This window comes from Synechocystis sp. FACHB-383, assembly GCF_014698605.1.
GTDB classification, from domain to species: Bacteria; Cyanobacteriota; Cyanobacteriia; order Cyanobacteriales; family Microcystaceae; genus Synechocystis; species Synechocystis salina.
In genome coordinates this window covers 124,888-144,025 of sequence record NZ_JACJTJ010000041.1, presented here as the reverse complement: position 1 = coordinate 144,025, position 19,138 = coordinate 124,888, and the positions used below count along the sequence as shown (strand labels likewise).

Below are 19,138 nucleotides of genomic sequence, written 5' to 3'. Positions count from 1 at the left end.
AACTATCCCCTGAGCCATGCCCCCCATGAGTAACGATTCCATTGTCCGCCACGTTCTGGTCATTGAGGATCAGAAGTCTCGCCGCATCGTTTCCCTGGAAGAAAACACCTACGACATTGGTCGAGACCCCGGCAGTGCCATCCCCATTTACGATCGCCAAGTTTCCCGCCACCACGCCACCCTGATCCGGGTTAACGACTACCAAAATCATCAATACACCTATCGTCTAATTGACGGCAATCTCCAGGGTAAACGCAGTACAAATGGCATAGTGATCAATGGTCAGTATTGTCTTTCCCACGAGTTAGAACACGGGGACGTAATTCGCTTTGGCAACAAGTCCAAAGCCAGTTACCACATTATGAATTTGACCACGGAGTCGGAGGAACAACCCTATGGAATCGAACCAGTATCGGTGGCTGCCAACCCGATCATGGGGGAAACCTACGTGGATCCCCTCAACTTTGCCCTGGCTGACCACGAGTATGGAGAAGGGGCCGGGTTTGACCATGAAGCAGTGGAAGTAGAGGAAGATTCATCCTTTTCTACGGCGGTGGTCTATAACGAGGAACTGCCGGATGTGGGCCGCAGTGCCCCAGGGCCAAGCCATCATCCGCCGGCCACCCTGAGCGAAAATAGTACCCAGTTAATTGTTGAGTTGACCACCGCAGGGCGGGTACTCTACGCCAACGGGGCAACGAAAGCCTTATTTCCGGAATTAATGGCCATCCAGGCCCAACATCCCCTAATCCAAGGGCTCGCCAATTTATCCCTCACCAGGGAGGGCTTGCAGTTGGAGCGGGATATTCCCATCGGCCAACAAATTTTCCACCAGCGGGTTTTCCTCGAGCCAGACCGGAGTCGCTTGCAGTGCTACAGCGAGGACGTAACCGAGTATCGCAAAATGGAGCAAGGGTTGAACGACCTCCACCATCGTTTGCGTGCCTATCGGGAATATACGGCCACAGGTTTTCTACTGGTGGATGCCCGCACCAAAACCGTGGTTGAAGCCAACAGTGCTTTTTGCCAATTATTGGGCTACGAAGAACCGGAAGTTCTAGACCTCACCCTTTATCAATTGATGGCCGCGGAACGGCCAGTGATCGAAGAACTATTAATTAATTTGGAAACCCAAGATTACCTATCGGTACCGGAACTGGAATACCGCAATCGGGAGGGGCAAACGGTGCAGGTGAAGGGGGAAGTCTATCGCCAACCCTGGGAAGACAGGGAAGTGTACTGTTTTGTCATGCGCACCCCCCGGGGTCGCCAGGGCTATTCAGAAACCTTGGCCAACCAGGCGTTGTATGACCCCATTACCAAACTCCCCAACCGAGTCAATTTGCAGAAGGAGCTTTCCCTCGCCATCGATGCGGCGGCCCACCATCAGCATCTCATGGGGGTAATGTTCATCCACCTGGAGATTCTCAATCGCGTTAACCAGGCTTATGGCTTTAGCTTTGGGGATGAGGTTTTTATTGCCTTCCACGGGGCGATCGCCGATTGTATGCGCTCTGGAGATACCGTCGGACAATGGGATAGCAACACCCTAGTGATTATTCTAGCCAAGATCAAAAGTCCCCAGGATTCCATTCGTCTAGCGGAAAGAATTTTAGATCGTCTGAAAAACCCCGTAACAGTGCGGGAAAGGGAAATTATCTTTAATGTCAACATTGGCATTTCCGCTTACCCCAACGATGGTAACCGGGCCGAAGATTTACTCTCCCGGGCCAATACTGCCCTGCAAAAATTACGCCAAACTGGTTTTAATCGCTACCAGTTCTATGATCCGAAGTTTAGCACCGCAGCCCTCCATCAAGCTCGCCTAGAAAATCTTCTCCAACAGGCGATCGCCAAACGCCAACTTACCCTGCAATACCAACCCCAAATTCATCTCCAAAGTGGAGAGATTACCGGCATGGAAGCCCTACTCCGTTGGGAACATCCGGAAGTGGGAGAGATTGCCCCCGAAAAAATTATTCCCATTGCCGCCCGTAGTAATCTCATTTTTGAACTCAGCGATTGGATTTTTCGCACCGCTTGTCAACAAAATGTAGATTGGCAAAAAGATGGTTTGCCCCCCCGGGCGATCGCCATTAACCTCTCAGCGCGAGAATTTTACCGCCAAGACTTGGTGATGATGGTAGGCAAAACCCTAGAGGAAACCGGCTTGGATCCCCAATGGTTGGAGCTAGAAATCACCGAAAATACTCTGCGACAACAACCGTCCAGAGCCCTGGCTATTCTCCAAGACCTCAAAGCCTTTGGCGTCAGAATTGCCCTAGACGACTTTGGTCGCGGCCAAATGGGCATTGGTTTTATCACCCAGTTTCCCCTCACCACCATCAAAATTCATCAAGGATTCATGGCCCAATTGCGGGGCACCCCCCAGGAAATGGCCATTCTCCAGTCCATACTTGTATTGAGCCAGGGCTTCCAATATCGTCTAGTGGCCGAAGGGATAGAAACCGAAGCCCAACTCAGCCTGATCCGGCAACTGCAATGCCAAGAAGTACAAGGATTTTTGTTGAGTCGTCCCCTACGGAAACGGGAAATGGGGCAATTTTTACAGAAACAATTACACCAAAGCTAGGTCTTATCCCCATCATTAAAACTAACCGCAACTTGCCTTCATTGATGGTCCGCCCAAACCTCGAGTAAACCGTTAATAAAGTTTGCCTAAGAAGTACGATCAAACCGCTAGGGGTTATGTCAAACTAGAGGTGGGGTCGCAATTTAGCCAGATTTTGTCTCCATCATCGGGTCAAGATAAATATTTCCCTTGCCCATCCGCCCATCCTTGCTGTTATGACTAACCTGCCTGAATTTCGACATATATTTGTGATCGAAGATCAAAAAGCCCGTCGTATTATTTCCTTGGACGAACCAACCTATTCCATCGGACGGGAATCCAGCAATGATATTGTCATTTACGACCAGGTGGTATCCCGTCATCACGCCACCCTGATTCGCATCAAACCCACCCCCCAAAATGAAAGTTATTCCTACCGGATTTTAGATGGGGATTTGGAAGGCAATCGCAGTACTAATGGTCTGATTATCAATGGTCAGGATAGTGAATCCCACGACCTGCAGCATGGAGATGTGATCCTATTTGGCAGTCAGTCCAAGGCTAGTTACTACATCGTTTCCACTTCCTTGGAAATCGCTATGTTCAACCCCTTGGAGGCCATGTCCTTTGAAGACCTGTCGCGCCAAAGTTTAGGGGAATATACCAGCAAATCTACCATTATTAATGAAGAGGAACAGGAAGCCTCCCGTTTGGCCCCTAGCTCCGCTGATTTGGTGCGTTTTTCTTCTTTTGCTGAGCTTAGTCCCCATCCCATTGTGGAAATTGATTTCAATGGCAAGATCGTTTATCTAAATCCCCCCGCTAGTATTAAGTTTCGGGATATCAATGACCGGGGGGTTAGCCATCCTGTTCTGGAAGGTCTGCTTAACCAAGCCCAAAACGTCCGGGGCAATTTGCTTTTGCGAGAAGTGAAAAATGGGGATGAATGCTATGAGCAATACGTTCATTATTTAACTGAAAATCAAATTATTCGTAGTTACTTAATTGACATTACCCGGCGGCAACAAGCAGAAGATAGTTTAGCCCAACATACTTTCTACGACCCCATGACCGGGCTACCTAACCATGCTTTTTTTGAGGAACAATTGGCGATCTCCTTGGCAAAAGTACAGCGAGACCAGAGTCGGTTGGCGATCCTATTCCTCAATTTTTATAACTATGAACGGATGATCAACGCCTTCGGACTGGGGTGTGGGGAAATTCTCCTCAAAACCGTAGCCAAACGCTTGAGCCAGTGGACGGAGAAGAAAGGCTTGGCCTGCCGCTGGCAGGGAAAACAATTTGCCATTTTGCTCAAGGAACCGGGGGATAATCAAGCCCTCACAGAAACCGTTAAGGAAATGCTGGCCATGCTGGAGGAAGGCATTGATGTGGCCAAACAAAAAATTCACCTTAAGGGTAAGGTGGGCATCGCCGTTTATCCCGATGGCGGTAGCGATGGGGCTAGCCTACTGAAAAATTCCCACACCGCTCTGGAACAGATTAAGGAAAAACACTTTGACTCCTTTGCCTTCTTTAACGAAAAGGCGGCCTCCAAAGCTAACCTGTTTTTTCGCTTGGAAAATCTCCTCTACGAGGCTTTGGACAAGCAACAGTTTTATCTGACCTACCAGCCCATTCTCCAGATCAACACGGGGGAAATTACCGGCATGGAGGCCCTTTTGCGTTGGCACCACCCTGAAATTGGCGAAATTTCTCCAGTTAATTTGATTCCCCTGGCGGAAAAAACTGATTTAATTGTGCCCATCGGTGAATGGATTCTAAGAACCGCCTGCCAACAGAATCGGCAATGGCAAGCGGCGGGGGTTCCCCCTTTGCCGGTGTGTATTAATCTCTGCCTCAACCAATTTCAAAATCCCGACTTGATTGCCAATATTCAAAGTATCCTAGAGGAGAATCAGTTGGAGCCCCACTGGTTGACCATTGAGGTGACTGAGAGCATCATTATGGAAAACATCGACTATTCCCGTCGGGCCATAGAGCAGTTAGCCGCCATGGGGGTCAATCTTTCCCTCGATGATTTTGGTGTTGGCTTGGGTAGTCTGTCCTGCTTGCAACAGTTTAAGATTCCCGCCGTCAAGATCCACCAGTCCTTTATCAAGGATTTGGACCACAGTCCCGTCAACGAGGCGATCGTTACTGGCATTATGACCCTGGGGAGAAAATTGGGCATCCGCATAATTAGTGAGGGCGTAGAAACCCAACAGCAGTTGGAAGTACTACAAAAACTACAATGCCAGGAAATACAAGGTTTTTGGTTCAGTAAACCCCTCAAAGTTGATGCCGCGACAGAACTTTTAAGTCAAAATAAAATCAAGGCTGATCCTCTGGCATAACTTAGAATTGATAGTTCCCTAATTCTCTATGAAGCAACACATACTAGTTCTAGAAGATGCCAATCAAAGAAGAACTATAATCCTGGACGAACAGCAATACTCTATTGGCCGCCATTCTGGTACTAGCATCCAGATCCATTCTCGGCAGGCTTCCCGGCACCATGCCACCCTGATGCGGAAGACCAATAGTAAAACCAACGAAGAGTGTTTTTGGATTATTGATGGGGATCTAGAAGGCAATAAAAGTCAAAACGGCGTCTTTGTGAACGGGGAAAAACGCCTCATCCATGAGTTAAAAAATGGTGACCTAATTAATTTTGGCTGTAGTATCAATGCTAGTTACCACGTTACCGGAGAGGGGTTCGGTGATTCTTCCTCCCAGCCGGTGGAAATGTTACCCCAGACTTCCCCCTACAATGAGGCGGTTTCTGCCCAGATTGCTTCTAGCTATAACGCTAGGGAAGGGGTTGATTTGTTGGCCGGCTCCAATGATGAAACGTTCCATGAGCAGTCCTATCTGGATACGGCGACGGATTTGCCCAACCAGACTCTGTTTTTGGAATACCTAAATATTGCCCTTTCCAATGCCCGCCGTCACCATGCCCAGGTAGGGGTCTTGCTCTGTCGAATTGATAATTGGTCTGACATCAAGCGCAAACGAGGGGATGCGGTGGCCAATGCTTTTCTGCAGGAAGCGGGGCAAAAGCTGAAGGCAAATTTGCGCAATGGAGATATTGTTTCCCGTTGGGATAAGGATGAGTTTATTTTTCTGGTGTCCCAGGTGCAGGACACTAACAGTCTGTTGGGGATTGCCCGACGCTTGATGAAACCGGTGCTAACTCCGGTGATGGCAGGCGGAAGACCTTTCCAACCGGAAATTACCTACGGGGTGTCCCTCTATCCAGTGGATGGGGAGCAGGTGAATGATTTGATTGAGCATATCAGGGAAAATTTACAGCAGTTGTTACCCCAAATCACCAATCCCGGAGCAGGGGAGGCGGATGACCATATCGAAACAGCGGTGGATGTACGCATCGATGCCCCCCAGCCAGTGCCAGAACTTTCTGATTCTGATCAGAAGCGTTTGGCGATCGTAGAAAAGCGCTTGCTGCGGGCCCTGGAACAACATGAGTTGGAATTGTACTATCAGCCCCAGATTAATTGGCGCAAAAAGACCATTGAGGCCATGGAGGCGTTTATCCGTTGGCAACATCCCCAAAAGGGCCTACTGCCCCCGGGCCAGTTTTTGCCCTGGAGTGACCAAACGGAATTTATGGTGCCCCTCACCCGGTGGATTTTAGAAACGGCTTGCCAACAAAATGTCCTGTGGCAAGAGCAATTGCAAAGTCCCTTTTTGGTTTCCGTTAATATTTCCGAAAAGCAGTTCTACCATCCTTTGCTCAAAAATATGGTCATGGAGGCGATCGCCATGGCTAAGATGGAGACCCATTATTTGGAGTTAGAAATTCAAGAATCCACTGTGATGAAGGATTTTGGCCTGGCACAACAAATTATTACTAACTTGCACAACTATGGCGTGGGCTTTTCCCTCGATGATTTTGGCACGGATTATATGTCCCTGCGTTGTCTCCAGGATTTGCCTTTCCAAAAGCTAAAAATTGACAAATCCCTCACGGCACAGTTGCTGGAACAACCAGATAATGTTCCAAATTTGACCATGATGGAAACTCTGATCAGTCTTGGTAAAACCTTCAACTTGAAGGTGGTGGCCGAGGGGGTCGAACAGGAAGAACAGATTAATATTTTGGATAGCCTCAATTGCTTTTTCATGCAGGGCTACTGTTTCACTGAACCGTTAAATATTTTGGCAGCCAATAGCTTTTTACACAAATACATTGCGGGTGATTAGGTTTAGTTTTAGGGGCTGTTTGCGCCAGAGAAGCCAACGGTAGGATAGACTGAATATTACAAATTGTTAATGCGGACCCTGAAGCCGCTTGCCCGTTATGTCTCTTCCCATCCGCAATGTCGCCATCATTGCCCACGTTGATCACGGTAAAACCACCCTTGTTGATGCTCTTTTGAAGCAATCAGGCATTTTCCGGGAAGGGGAAGATGTACCGGTGTGCGTGATGGACTCCAACGACCTGGAACGGGAACGGGGCATCACCATTCTCTCCAAAAATACAGCGGTCCGCTACCAAGATACGTTAATTAATATTGTCGATACCCCCGGCCACGCCGACTTCGGTGGAGAAGTGGAACGGGTACTGGGGATGGTGGACGGTTGCGTCTTAATCGTCGATGCCAATGAAGGCCCCATGCCCCAAACTCGCTTTGTGCTCAAAAAAGCCCTCGAAAAGGGTCTGCGTCCCCTGGTGGTGGTTAACAAAATTGATCGTCCCCGGGCCGACCCCAACACCGCAGTGGATAAGGTGTTTGATTTATTTGTGGAACTGGGGGCAGACGATGACCAATGTGATTTCACTACTTTGTTTGCTTCTGGTTTAGCGGGCTTTGCCAAAGAAAGCCTCGAAGATGAATCGGAGGACATGAAGCCCCTGTTCGAGGCGATTTTGCACCATGTCCCGCCCCCGGCCGGCGATCCGAGCAAACCGTTGCAATTACAGGTGACCACCCTGGATTACTCCGATTATTTGGGGCGCATTATCATTGGCCGCATCCATAACGGCACCATTAAAGCCGGGCAACAGGCCGCTTTGGTTAAAGAAGATGGTTCCATTGCCAGGGGGAAAGTAAGTAAGCTTTTGGGCTTTGAAGGTCTGAGCCGGGTCGAGTTGGCTGAGGCTAGTGCTGGCTACATTGTGGCGATCGCCGGTTTTGCCGATGCCAATATCGGTGAGACTTTGACTTGCCCGGATGAACCCCAAGCTTTACCCCTGATTAAGGTGGATGAGCCCACATTGCAGATGACCTTTTCGGTCAACGATTCTCCCTTTGCAGGGCAGGAGGGCAAATTTGTCACCTCCCGTCAAATTCGGGACCGCCTTAATCGGGAATTGGAAACGAACGTTGCCCTGCGGGTGGAAGACGGGGAAAGTGCAGAGCAGTTTTTGGTCTCCGGTCGGGGAGAATTGCACCTCGGCATTTTGATTGAAACCATGCGGCGGGAAGGTTATGAATTTCAAGTGGCCCAGCCCCAGGTGATTTATCGGGAAGTAAATGGTCAGCCCTGTGAACCGGTGGAATACCTAGTTTTAGACGTACCGGAGGCCGCTGTCGGCTCTTGCATCGAGCGCCTAGGACAACGGCGGGGGGAAATGCAAGATATGCAAACCGGCGTGAACGGTCGCACCCAATTGGAATTTGTCATTCCGGCCCGGGGCCTACTGGGCTTCCGGGGGGATTTCATCCGCATTACCCGGGGGGAAGGCATTATGAACCACAGCTTCTTGGAATACCGTCCCATGAGTGGCGATTTGGAAACCCGCTATAACGGTGTAATGGTAGCTTTTGAGGAAGGGGTGGCCACCTTCTATGCCATGAAAAATGCTGAGGATCGGGGAGTGTTTTTCATTACCCCCGGTACCAAGGTTTATAAAGGCATGATTATCGGTGAACATAACCGACCCCAGGATATCGAACTGAATGTTTGTAAAACCAAGCAATTAACTAACCACCGTTCCGCCACTGGGGATGAATTGGTGCAACTCCAAGCACCGGAAGATATGAACTTAGAAAGGGCTTTGGAATATATTGGCCCCGATGAGTTGGTGGAAATTACTCCGGAATCTATCCGTTTACGGAAAGTGGCCCGCAAAAAGTTAGTCAAACGTTAATTTTGACGAAACAATGAAGTTGCTCTCAAGGGCGAGCTTGCAAGCCCATTTTTCTGATGACAGTTAGCACCACAGAACCTTCCCCGATCATTTGGCCCACCATGGGTTGTGGCACCTGGGCCTGGGGTAACAAATTGCTCTGGGGCTACCAGCCTGCCATGGACGGGGAACTGCAACGGGTGTTTGAGCAATGTGTGGCAGCGGGAATAACCTTTTTTGACACTGGCGATTCCTACGGCACTGGTCGACTCCAAGGACAAAGTGAAAAACTATTGGGGCAATTTTCCCAGGCCTATGGAGGAGCAAATCAGGACAAAATTTGCCTGGCCACCAAATTGGCTCCCTACCCGTGGCGACTTACACCGCAGGCCATGGTTAAGGCCGGCATTGCTTCTAGGGAAAGACTACAGCGACCCATTGATCTGGTGCAACTCCATTGGTCTACTGCCAACTATGCCCCCTGGCAAGAACAGGCCCTGCTCAAGGGCTTAGCTCAACTCTGTCAACGGGGCGACGCTAAAGCTTTAGGTTTATCGAACTTTGGCCCAAAACGTCTGCAAAAGGCCTATAACTTTTGCAGGAATGAGGGGATTAGAATTACCAGTCTGCAAGTGCAATATTCTTTGCTTTCCACAGATCCCGTCAGTAAATTGGGTTTGAAAGACCTCTGTGATCAACTGGACATTAAATTAATTGCCTATAGTCCCCTGACCCTGGGACTGTTGACTGGCAAATATAGCCCCCAAGGGCCTTTCCCGCCGGGCATTCGTGGCCTATTGTTTCGGCGGTTATTGCCCAAAATTAAGCCCCTGCTGGACACTCTCCAGGCGATCGCCACGGAGCGAGAGAAAACCATGGCCCAGGTCGCATTGAACTGGTGTATATGCCAGGGCACCATGCCTATTCCAGGGGCAAAAAACTGCCAGCAGGTACAGGACAATCTGGGAGCCTTGGGTTGGCAATTGGACAGTGGAGAAATGGATGAGCTGAATGGACAGGCGGCTTCCTTACCCCAAACTATGGTGCAAAACATTTTCCAAAGTCGTTAGTTTGCCAAAAATCCCAAGGACTGATGAGGTTCTTATTTTATTGGCCCAAGTCTTCAGGAAAAGGTCCCGGTCGCACCGCAATCATTTGTGGTTTTTGGCCACGCTTAACGGCGATCGCCAAGGGTTCACCGATTTGGCTCACTTCCACCCGTTCTTGAACATCACTGGCGGTGTTAACCCCCATGCCCCCCACTTCGAGAATAATGTCCCCAGGGGCTAACCCGGCCTGGGCCGCCGGAGAACCTTGACTGACTTGAACAATTAAAACCCCTCTGTCCGCTGTCACCCCTGCTGGCAATTCCCCACTGGCTCGTAACTGTTTAGTCATTTCTGGGGTGAGGGTAACCATGTGAATGCCAAGGTAGGGATGCTCCATTTTGCCCTTGGTAAACAGATTTTCCGCCACATTTTGGGCCGTTTGGATAGGAATGGCAAATCCTAGTCCCTGGGCATCGGCTCGGATGGCGGTGTTAACCCCAATCACTTCCCCTTTGGCGTTGAGCAGGGGACCACCGGAATTACCAGGATTGATGGCCGCATCGGTTTGGATGAAACGCACCCGTTTGTCCGGTACCCCCACCTCGGAACTGGAACGCCCCAGGGCACTGATAATGCCAACGGTAACAGTGTTGTCCAAACCTAAAGGATTACCAATGGCGATCGCCCACTCCCCAGGCTGCAGGCGATCAGACTGGCCAATTTCCACCACAGGCAAATTTTCCGCCTCAATTTTTACCACGGCCACATCGGTCATGGTGTCGATCCCCATCACCTTGCCTTCCAGGACAGAACCATCTTTGAGGGTTACTTTGACAGTGCTGGCTCCTTCCACCACATGGGCATTGGTCAAAACTTCTCCGTCAGGGCTCAAAATGAAACCAGAACCGGTCCCCTGTTCCCTGGGGTCGGGGTTGGCGGGGACTTCTTCACCAAAAAAGCGACGAAAAAAGGGTTGGTCTCCCATGGGGCCACTCTGGGGAGAGGCGCTCCTTTCCGCATCAATTCTGACCACTGCGGGACCAATTTTTTGCACCGCCCGGGCAATGAAATTTAACTCCTGATCATCCTGGGCAGAGCGGGGCAGAGGCAGGGGGAGGGCACTGCGGTAATTACTGTCGACGGGGACAGGAGTCAGACTTTGGGGGCTGGTATTGACAGGAGAATCGAGGGAGGAATGGTTTTGGCCTGAAGACAAAAGATAACCCCCCCCAGCGGCACCGATCGCCCCACCGAAGAGGAGTAGAAGCACGGCCACGCCTAAATGTGATGCCTTCAGATGGATTGCCATGGAAAATTGTTAATAGTCAGTGCCTTAACTTTAACAAACTGGAGCTGGGGAAGTTGTTACCAAAGGACGAAAACCACTTCCCCCCAAGCTCAGGCCAATGGCAAAAGAAAAACCTATTCCCAGAAGGGATTACTTTCTCCGTGGGTACAGACCATATTTTGATTGTTGGCTAAGTTATTCATCCAGCTTGTCATTTCTGCCTTACCGCCTTTCCCTTCTAGCCAGAAGACTGTGATTAGGCCCATAGTGGCGTTAGTTTCACAGGAAAAAGTGGCATCATCAGGCTGAACGGGGGGAATATTTTGTTCGCATTCCCAAGTTTGGTCTGGGTTGACGGTTTCTTGCCAACCTTTCAGTTCTTTAACTTCTACTGCAACACTTTTACTGCCGTTTTTACATACCCAGGTGACCAATTGGTCGGGTTGGTCAGTGATGTCATCTACATCAGGGGTATCCAAGGCCTCTTCCACGGTGGGTATGTCATCCCCTGGAGCTACCTGGGCTGAAGTGGTCAATCCATAGCCCCCTGTGGCCATTAACACCGACACCGATAGGGCAATTCCCCGCAGTAAAGATTTCATCACAACCTACCCTCTGGAAAAAGTGATTCAAGATATTCAAGACACATTGACCATAGCATTTTTCCCTAAAGAGCTGACGCCAAAGGGTGCTATTTCTACAACTGGACTGACCAGGGAGCTAGGTAATTTTAACTAGCTTTTTTGTCTGCTTTGATCCAGGTGACTAAGGTCGGGACAACGGTGGCGATCGCCAGATTTTGAACACTTTTATCGGCCCGCTTGACTACTTCTAACTGTCCCTGTTTGAGGGATTTGCCGGTAACCACCCGATAGGGAATGCCGATTAGTTCGGAATCTTTAAATTTGACCCCCGCCCTTTCGTTGCGGTCATCGAGCAGGACATCCACCCCGGCGGCTTGGCATTCTGCGTAAATTTGCTCGGCCACCTGTATTTGTTCCCCATCCCCCACATTGGGCACCACAATGACCACTTCGTAGGGAGCGATCGCCGTGGGCCAAATAATGCCATCTTTGTCGTAACTCTGCTCAACGGCGGCCTGGGCTAAGCGGGAAACACCAATGCCGTAACAACCCATCACTAAAGGTTTTTCTTCCCCTTGTTCATTGGTAAAAGTAGCCCCCATGGCTTGGGAATATTTAGTACCTAATTGGAAAATGTGCCCCACTTCGATGCCCCGGGCAGTTTTTAATTCACCATTGGGATCATGGACCGGGCGATCGCCGACCAGGGCTTTACGCACATCCACTACCAGTTTGGGGAGGGTAAAGTCATTACCCCAGTTAGCTCCGGTGACATGGTAGTCAACTTCATCGGCCCCCGTGGCGAAATTAGTTAAGTCCACTGCGGTTTGATCTACCAGGCGGAGAAATTTGTCAGCTACCGATGCATTTTTCGCAATGTAATCATCATTAATGCCAGGGGAAATATAGCCCAAAGGCAAAGATTTAGCCGCCCATTTATGCTGTTCTTTCTCATCGGGAACGGTCAAGCTCAAAACATTAGTGCTTTCATAATGGGATGCTAACTTGGTTAACTCGTTGGTTAGTTTAACTTCGTTAACTTCTTGGTCACCCCGGATACTCACCAGTACCAAAACCGTTTTGCCCGCATTGAACACCGCTTGATATAAAACGTTTTTCACCACATTGCTGGCATCACAACCCAAGCATTGACACATCTTGGCGATCGTGGCAGTGTCAGGGGTTGGTTCTTTTTTATACGCACTAAAAGGAGACGGTTTAGCATCCGTAGGGAGGGACACCGCTTTTTCAATGTTGGCGGAATACAGTCCATCTTCGGTGTAAAGAATTTCATCTTCCCCTGCATCCGCAAGCACCATAAATTCCTGGGAGCCGGAACCACCGATCGCCCCGGAATCTGCATCCACCGCTCGGAAGTCTAGGCCACAACGGCTAAAAATATTTCTGTAGGCTTGGTCCATGGCCTCGTAGGTTGCCTTTAAACTAGCTTCGTCGCAGTGGAAAGAATAAGCATCTTTCATAATGAATTCCCGCCCCCGCATTAAACCGAAACGGGGACGAATTTCATCCCGGAATTTGGTCTGAATTTGGTATAAATTCACCGGCAATTGACGATAGGAACGGATCATTTCCTTGGCGATCGCCGTAATCACTTCTTCGTGGGTGGGACCAAGGCCTAATTCCCGTTCCAGCCGATCCCGCAGGGCGAACATAATTCCTTCGGACTCGGTGTAAGTGTCCCACCGTCCCGACATTTTCCACAATTCCGACGGTTGCAACTGGGGCAGTAGACATTCCTGGGCTCCAGTACGATTCATTTCTTCCTGGACAATGCGCTTCACCTTTTCCAACACCCGCCACATCAGGGGTAAATAGGCGTACAAACCACTGCCCAAACGACGGATAAACCCGGCCCGCACCAGCAGTTTATGACTGGGGATTTCCGCATCCGCTGGATCATCTCTGAGGGTGACAAAGAGCATCTGGGACAATCGCATAATGGGCCTAGGTAAATGACGCAGTGTCCCATTATCCCACACCAGTTAAATTGTGTTGAATGACTGCGCCGAGAATCCCTTAATTCAGCTAAAATCGGAGTGCTACTTGAATCCGGGAATGTATTTGCCCTGTATTTTCCCCCGCTCCTCTGTGATACTTTTTCTCGTCTAGTTGTCACTTTCCCCAACTCTCTGCCATGGATTTTCTCGCCTCCGAGTCCTCAGCCCCCATCAATCCCGGCGTTCATGTCAATGTTATGGAAACGTTGGTCTATGAGGAGATTGATAAGCAACTGCGTTTCTACCCCAAAAATCTGAGAAATTATCTCAATCTAACCGAGGTAGCTACCTATGCCCTCAATCGTTTACCTCCCCTCTATGCTTCCAGTGTTAAGGGAGTGGAGGAACAAAGGCGGGTGGCGGGACGCCAGTATCGCAGTGAGCTGACTTCCGCTGTTCGTCGGGCGATCGCCGCAGTAGAAAGGGATCCTCTGCGTAATTCGGAACCAATTGTTTCGGAAATTGAAGTGAACTATCGGGGCGCGGAAAGCACCCTAGGGCAAATTCAAGAGTTACTCAAGCGTTACCATCTGTTGGAGCCGGTGAACAAAGAGGTCACCTGGGACAATTGTCTGCCCCTCCTACGCCAAGCTTTTTTAAAGTTAACTACCGCCCAAGCTCCGCCGCCGCTAGGTGTTACTGAACGAAGAGCGGTTCCGCCGCCACCACCGCCACCGATCAGAACCCCCTCCATGGATGACCGTCAGATTGACCCGAAAAATACCCTCTGGTAGCTAGTCCGGCTCTTGATCTCAAGGGGATGGTGTCCAGGTTTGCCCATCAGTTTTCAAAGACAATTTCATTGCCCCTCAAGGCAATAATCCTGATTTTTAGCGGTCCCACCACCGACGTATTCTCAGCGGCGATCGCCCGCACCTCATTGGGGGGATTATCAGATTGGCGACGGAGTTGTTCAATAAAATCAATTAGGGTTTTAATGCGTCCATCTTCCACCTGAATGGGTCCCAGAATGCCTTCCCGACGGGCTCGGAATTGGGCGGCAGCGAGGAGATAATCAATCCGTTTTTGGACATCAACTTCGCTAAAGTCAGAGGATTCGAGGGAAATGGTGGCAATGGTTTCAGATTCTCGGAAAACTTGACGGTTAGGCACCACGTCGAAAAAGACGCGAATTTCCCTTTCTTCCTGCACATAATTCCCCGCCGATAGTACCCGGATAACATATTCCTGCCCTGGTTGCAGTTGGTTTTTAATGCTATCCACCTGGGCAGTGGTCACCCGGACAATGGGTTCATCGGGCACTGGCATATTGGGGGTTTTGACCAATTGCAGAGCGGTGCGATTGGCCTGACGTAATAATTGATCCACCGCAGCACTGACAGCTTCGGTGCTTACCACCTTTAGTCCACCAAAGGCCAATAACTGACCTCGCAGAATGGCAATTTGTTGCCCCCGTAATTCTTGGTAATCTTGGTAATAACGCTCTAGTTCTTCCACTTCCCTTTGCAGAAAACTGAGTTCCGTTTCTAGCCCCTGTAATTTTTCTTCCCGCACCTGGATGTCATTATCTTTAGCGGCGATCGCCTGGTCGAGTTGATCAATTTTGGTGTCCCGTTGATTGATTTCCGCCTGTAGTTGTTGGCGCTGGGCTTCCAAAGAAGCAAACCTCTGCTCCAAAGACTTCACCTGTTCCTGCTGGCGGGCAAGGACTTTCTCCTGTTGAGCAATGCGTTCCTGGCGTTTGGACAATTCCTGGTCTCGCAACTTCACTTGACTCTGGAGCTCCGTGGCTTCCGCCAATAGGGAGTCCTTTTGTTGATTTAACTCCGCCCTTTCCGCCGACAGATTAGTCACTTCCTGGCGCAAATTTCGGGATTGCTGGGATACCCGACGCAACAGTTGCAATGCCCTGGTGTAATTACGGTCTAACTCTCGACTCCGCTCTTGTACTAGCTTTTGCTCCTGACGTACTGCACTCAATTCTGATTCAATCTCCTCTTTGGCTTGGCTAGCCTGCTCCAATTCTGCTTTGGCCACCCTCAACTGACCCAAAATATCATCCAGTTGAAATACCCCTTCCCGCAGGGATTTACTAAAAGTGAACAAAATACCTAGGGTGGAAGCGGAAATTAGGGTACCAGTAATTACCGTCAACACCACTGCCGTTTGTCGGGGTCGTAGTGTAAACAAGCGTAGGCGAGCTTTCCCCACCTTACTGCCTAAATGATCCCCCAGCGCAGCAATGATCCCGCCCAGGACCAGGACAGAAAGAACCAGAATATAGGCACTGGTCATAGGGGGTGGCTAGGTAAACTGTTGACTGAGAGCAACGGGATTATGCACGGTAATTTTCTTTTTCGTGATGGAGATCATATTGCCTTCCCGCAAATCCCCCAAGAGCCTGGTCACCGTTACCCTGGTGGAACCAATGGCTTCGGCGATCGCCTGGTGGGATAACTTGAGGTCAATGCGAATGCCGTCCGGGGCAGGTACACCAAAATCTCTACAGAGGATCAACAAAAAGCTAACCAAACGAGAACCCATGTCCCGGTGGGCTAGGGTTTCAATCATCATTTCCGTCTGGAGGATGCGGGAAGAAAGGCCCTGCAACATTAACAATGAGAGGTCGGGATGCTCCTTGAGAGCCTGTTCCACCTGTTCAATGGGGGCAGACAGCAACTCCACCGGAGTAAAAGCCACTGCGTGATAAAAACGGTCAGAACGTTGCCCTGTAACTAACGATAATACCCCAAAAACACTGTTCTCCCTCAGCAGAGCGACGGTGATCTCTTCCCCTGCTTCGTAGACCCGAGATAACTTAACCGCTCCCTTGAGCAAAAAATAAACCCGTTCCGCCGGATCCCCAGGAAAAAAAATTGTTTTACTCCTATCAAAAGTTTCCACCACCGGGGGCATCAACTCACTGCCTAAGCGTCGAAACACTGCCGCTAGGGGACGATCTTGGGTTAGGGACTGATCCATGCACGTTCACGGTAATGGGGGCATCAAGGGAAGTGCAAAACCCCATTCTGTATCAAGATTATACACAATGGATTACATGCGCTCCACACTGCCAAAGAAAATTGGTTCCACCCGGATGGCAACGATCGCCGAAGGTCGCACCACCATGTACTCACCTTGAATATTTTTGATCGGCACACTGATAAATTCCTGGGAGTCGTGCTTGGGCACAACTTCGTTGCTGTACCATTTTTGAAAATCTTGAATGGTCATGAAGCGGACTTCTTCCCGATGGCCATTGGCCAAAAACAGGTGGATGGCAAATTCGTCGGCTTTTTGCATGGTCAGGGTCCCTAATGATCTCGTCTAGATTATCCCCCATTCCGTGGACGGAGCAACGGTGACAAAAGGTCCAGTCTAGATTGCCTCTGTTGAATTTTAGGTAACAAAAGGTAACGAAGAAAAAAATAACTTTACGTTAGGGGCAATGGCAAAAAAATTGCCTAGAATTAGCTCAGGTTTCTTGCCTATTGCTCCAGTCCAGCAACTTGGTTGTTCCCGCCCTTTATTAACCCTAATATGACTTCCATGGTCACCTTCCCCTCAAACCTCCGTCGTTGGTTGCAGTCCATTTGTTTGGGAACTCTCACGGCGATCGCCGTCCAATTGCCGGGCAAAACCGCAGAAAATATCTTTTTTACCTACGGGCCCATTAAGTTGACAGTGCGGGTGGAATCCCTGGAACGATTTGTGCAGGATGGCACTGTGGACTCCAATCTCAGCTTTTTATTCAACCTAGTGGGAGCCTCCGAAGAAAAACTGACCAAGTTAAGGGAAATTATGGGGCTCCGGGCAGAGGTAGACCCCGTGGTGCTCAGCAACTTTTTTAACACTAGTCTGGGGGAAGATTCCTTAGCTCGGGCCGCGTTTATTCTCAATGCGCCTTGGGGAGCTAACTCCAAATATGGCATTCGGGCGGCGATCGTCCAGGCTGCTCAGGATCCCGAGGGGGGATTAAGCCTGATCAATTTTATTAGGAAGTATCCCACCGACATTCATTTCCAAGGGGAAGTCGTAGAACAGAGGGCCAGGGCAGCCCAACTGTTAGTCAATGCGTCCCAACACTTTATCCAGAAAATGATTGCCCTCTCGGAAATTGAAGCCGCTTCAGAAGGGGAGATTGACTTTAGCGTCTTGCCTGACCCCACTGAAATGGGCCCCTACGGTGTGGCTCCCAAGGAAACCTGGTGGTTAACTGACCAAGGTCGTAACCGTCGTTTTTATGTGGATGTGTACCGTCCCCAACGCTGGAAACCGGGTAAAACTCCAGTTTTAGTTTTTTCCCATGGTTTAGCCTCTCGCCCTGAAGATTTCGATGTTGCCGCCGAAAAAATGGCTTCCTATGGTTTTGTAGTGGCTCTGCCCCAACACCCCGGTAGTGACATTCTCCAGGCCCAGGCTCTGCTCAACCGCACTTCTCGCCAAGGTTACTATCCCACGGAATTTATTGACCGACCCAAGGACATCAGTTATGTCATCGATGAGTTGGAACGCCGTAATGCCAGTGAATTTGGCGATCGTCTTAACCTAACGGAAGTGGGGGTGGGTGGCCACTCCTTTGGTGGTTATGGGGCTTTGGCCGTGGCTGGAGCCACCATTGATTGGGACTTTTTAGAATCGGAGTGTACCATTGGCCAAGGGGTACCGAATACCGCTCTCCTACTACAGTGCGATGCTTTGACCCTGCCCAGGTCTGACTACGACTTTCGCGATCCCCGGGTAGTAGCGGTGCTAGCGGCTAATCCGGTCAATAGTGCCCTCTTCGGCGTATCAGGGTTGCATCGGGTAACTGTGCCTGTGCTACTGCTGGGGGGAAGTTATGATCCCGCCACCCCCTTTGTGTTGGAGCAGGCCCGTTCTTTTCCTCGCCTAGCCAGCCGGGACAAGTACCTAACCCTGATGGAGGGGCAAGCTCATGTGGACTTCTCCAAAATTGATGCCAACATCAAAAACGTAGTGGAATCAGTGGAAGCAGTTAACTTAAACTTGCCCGACCCTAACTTGCTCCATGCCTACGGTTCTGCGGTGATGGTGCCTTTCTTCCAGTTATATGTAGCCCGGGATGAAAGTTTCCGCCCCCTAGTGGAGAATGGTGCAGCCCACGCAGCCTACCTTAGCCAAGATCAGGAGTTCAAGTTTTATTTGATTAGCCAAAAATCTGAGGGAGCCTTAATCAAAGAGATTGACCAGTTCCGCCGCACCAATGGCATAGTTGCTCCCCCCAATGAGTTCCCCACCCAAACTATTTCTGACAATTTTTAAGGGGGTGTTTTACCGGTATTAATCTGCTTGGGACAATAGACTGCGATCTTGACTAAGATCATAAACGGCGAATATTTGTCCAATGACGGAAATGCTGATGGAAGTCTTGGCCCAATTAGAACTCCTTAGTAATTTTGTGATATCGCTCTTATATCAGAAAAGAGAAGCGAAAATAGCGATATCAGCGTTGGCAATTTCAAAAAAAGGAGAAATGCCCTATCCCGTCGGTAATGCTATCAGTACAACTTGAATTATGGAACGCCCCTCTGAAATTTCAGAATTTTAA

The 19,138-nt window shown here is 49.8% G+C and carries 13 protein-coding genes; 7 read left to right on the top strand and 6 right to left on the bottom strand.

Annotated elements, in window-relative coordinates; translation table 11 throughout:
* Nucleotides 1–25 precede the first annotated feature (25 nt).
* The 5 genes from H6G45_RS12515 to H6G45_RS12495 all read left to right on the top strand — a co-directional run bounded on the left by H6G45_RS12515 (nt 26) and on the right by H6G45_RS12495 (nt 9,739).
* On the top strand, nt 26–2,593 hold the full coding sequence (locus tag H6G45_RS12515; protein ID WP_242018159.1) for an EAL domain-containing protein: 2,568 nt from the start codon (nt 26–28) through the stop codon (nt 2,591–2,593).
* A 215-nt stretch (nt 2,594–2,808) separates the two neighbouring features.
* Nucleotides 2,809–4,929, top strand: coding sequence for an EAL domain-containing protein (locus H6G45_RS12510; protein WP_190598740.1), 2,121 nt, complete (start codon nt 2,809–2,811; stop codon nt 4,927–4,929).
* A 28-nt stretch (nt 4,930–4,957) separates the two neighbouring features.
* On the top strand, nt 4,958–6,799 hold the full coding sequence (locus tag H6G45_RS12505) for an EAL domain-containing protein (protein ID WP_190598739.1): 1,842 nt from the start codon (nt 4,958–4,960) through the stop codon (nt 6,797–6,799).
* Between the two features lie 97 nt (nt 6,800–6,896).
* Nucleotides 6,897–8,690, top strand: coding sequence for a translational GTPase TypA (gene typA, locus H6G45_RS12500; protein ID WP_190598738.1), 1,794 nt, complete (start codon nt 6,897–6,899; stop codon nt 8,688–8,690).
* A gap of 56 nt (nt 8,691–8,746) precedes the next feature.
* The gene (locus H6G45_RS12495) at nt 8,747–9,739 is read left to right on the top strand and encodes an aldo/keto reductase (RefSeq protein WP_190598737.1); all 993 of its coding nucleotides are present in this window, start codon (nt 8,747–8,749) and stop codon (nt 9,737–9,739) included.
* Between the two features lie 37 nt (nt 9,740–9,776).
* Here the strand turns inward: H6G45_RS12495 and H6G45_RS12490 are convergent, their stop codons facing one another.
* From H6G45_RS12490 to proS, 3 genes are all read right to left on the bottom strand, one after another.
* Entirely contained in the window at nt 9,777–11,027 is a 1,251-nt protein-coding gene (locus H6G45_RS12490) for an HhoA/HhoB/HtrA family serine endopeptidase (RefSeq protein ID WP_190598736.1), read from the bottom strand.
* A gap of 113 nt (nt 11,028–11,140) precedes the next feature.
* Nucleotides 11,141–11,608: a hypothetical protein gene (locus H6G45_RS12485; RefSeq protein WP_199309744.1), complete on the bottom strand. Its 468-nt coding sequence runs from the start codon at nt 11,606–11,608 to the stop codon at nt 11,141–11,143.
* A 128-nt stretch (nt 11,609–11,736) separates the two neighbouring features.
* On the bottom strand, nt 11,737–13,548 hold the full coding sequence (proS, locus tag H6G45_RS12480; RefSeq protein ID WP_190598734.1) for a proline--tRNA ligase: 1,812 nt from the start codon (nt 13,546–13,548) through the stop codon (nt 11,737–11,739).
* A 197-nt stretch (nt 13,549–13,745) separates the two neighbouring features.
* Here proS and H6G45_RS12475 point away from each other — a divergent pair, with 197 nt between their 5' ends.
* Nucleotides 13,746–14,342, top strand: coding sequence for a late competence development ComFB family protein (locus H6G45_RS12475; protein WP_190598733.1), 597 nt, complete (start codon nt 13,746–13,748; stop codon nt 14,340–14,342).
* Between the two features lie 46 nt (nt 14,343–14,388).
* Here the strand turns inward: H6G45_RS12475 and H6G45_RS12470 are convergent, their stop codons facing one another.
* The 3 genes from H6G45_RS12470 to H6G45_RS12460 all read right to left on the bottom strand — a co-directional run bounded on the left by H6G45_RS12470 (nt 14,389) and on the right by H6G45_RS12460 (nt 16,872).
* Nucleotides 14,389–15,864, bottom strand: coding sequence for a DUF3084 domain-containing protein (locus tag H6G45_RS12470; RefSeq protein WP_190598732.1), 1,476 nt, complete (start codon nt 15,862–15,864; stop codon nt 14,389–14,391).
* A gap of 9 nt (nt 15,865–15,873) precedes the next feature.
* Nucleotides 15,874–16,551 carry a global nitrogen regulator NtcA gene (ntcA, locus tag H6G45_RS12465; protein WP_010872636.1) on the bottom strand — a complete coding sequence of 226 codons (678 nt, stop codon included), beginning with the start codon at nt 16,549–16,551 and terminating at the stop codon, nt 15,874–15,876.
* 72 nt (nt 16,552–16,623) lie between these two features.
* Nucleotides 16,624–16,872, bottom strand: a complete 249-nt coding sequence (locus tag H6G45_RS12460; RefSeq protein WP_162328209.1) for a hypothetical protein — start codon at nt 16,870–16,872, stop codon at nt 16,624–16,626.
* Between the two features lie 246 nt (nt 16,873–17,118).
* Between H6G45_RS12460 and H6G45_RS12455 the strand changes: the two genes are divergently transcribed.
* Nucleotides 17,119–18,852, top strand: a complete 1,734-nt coding sequence (locus H6G45_RS12455) for an alpha/beta hydrolase (protein ID WP_242018158.1) — start codon at nt 17,119–17,121, stop codon at nt 18,850–18,852.
* Nucleotides 18,853–19,138 lie beyond the last annotated feature (286 nt).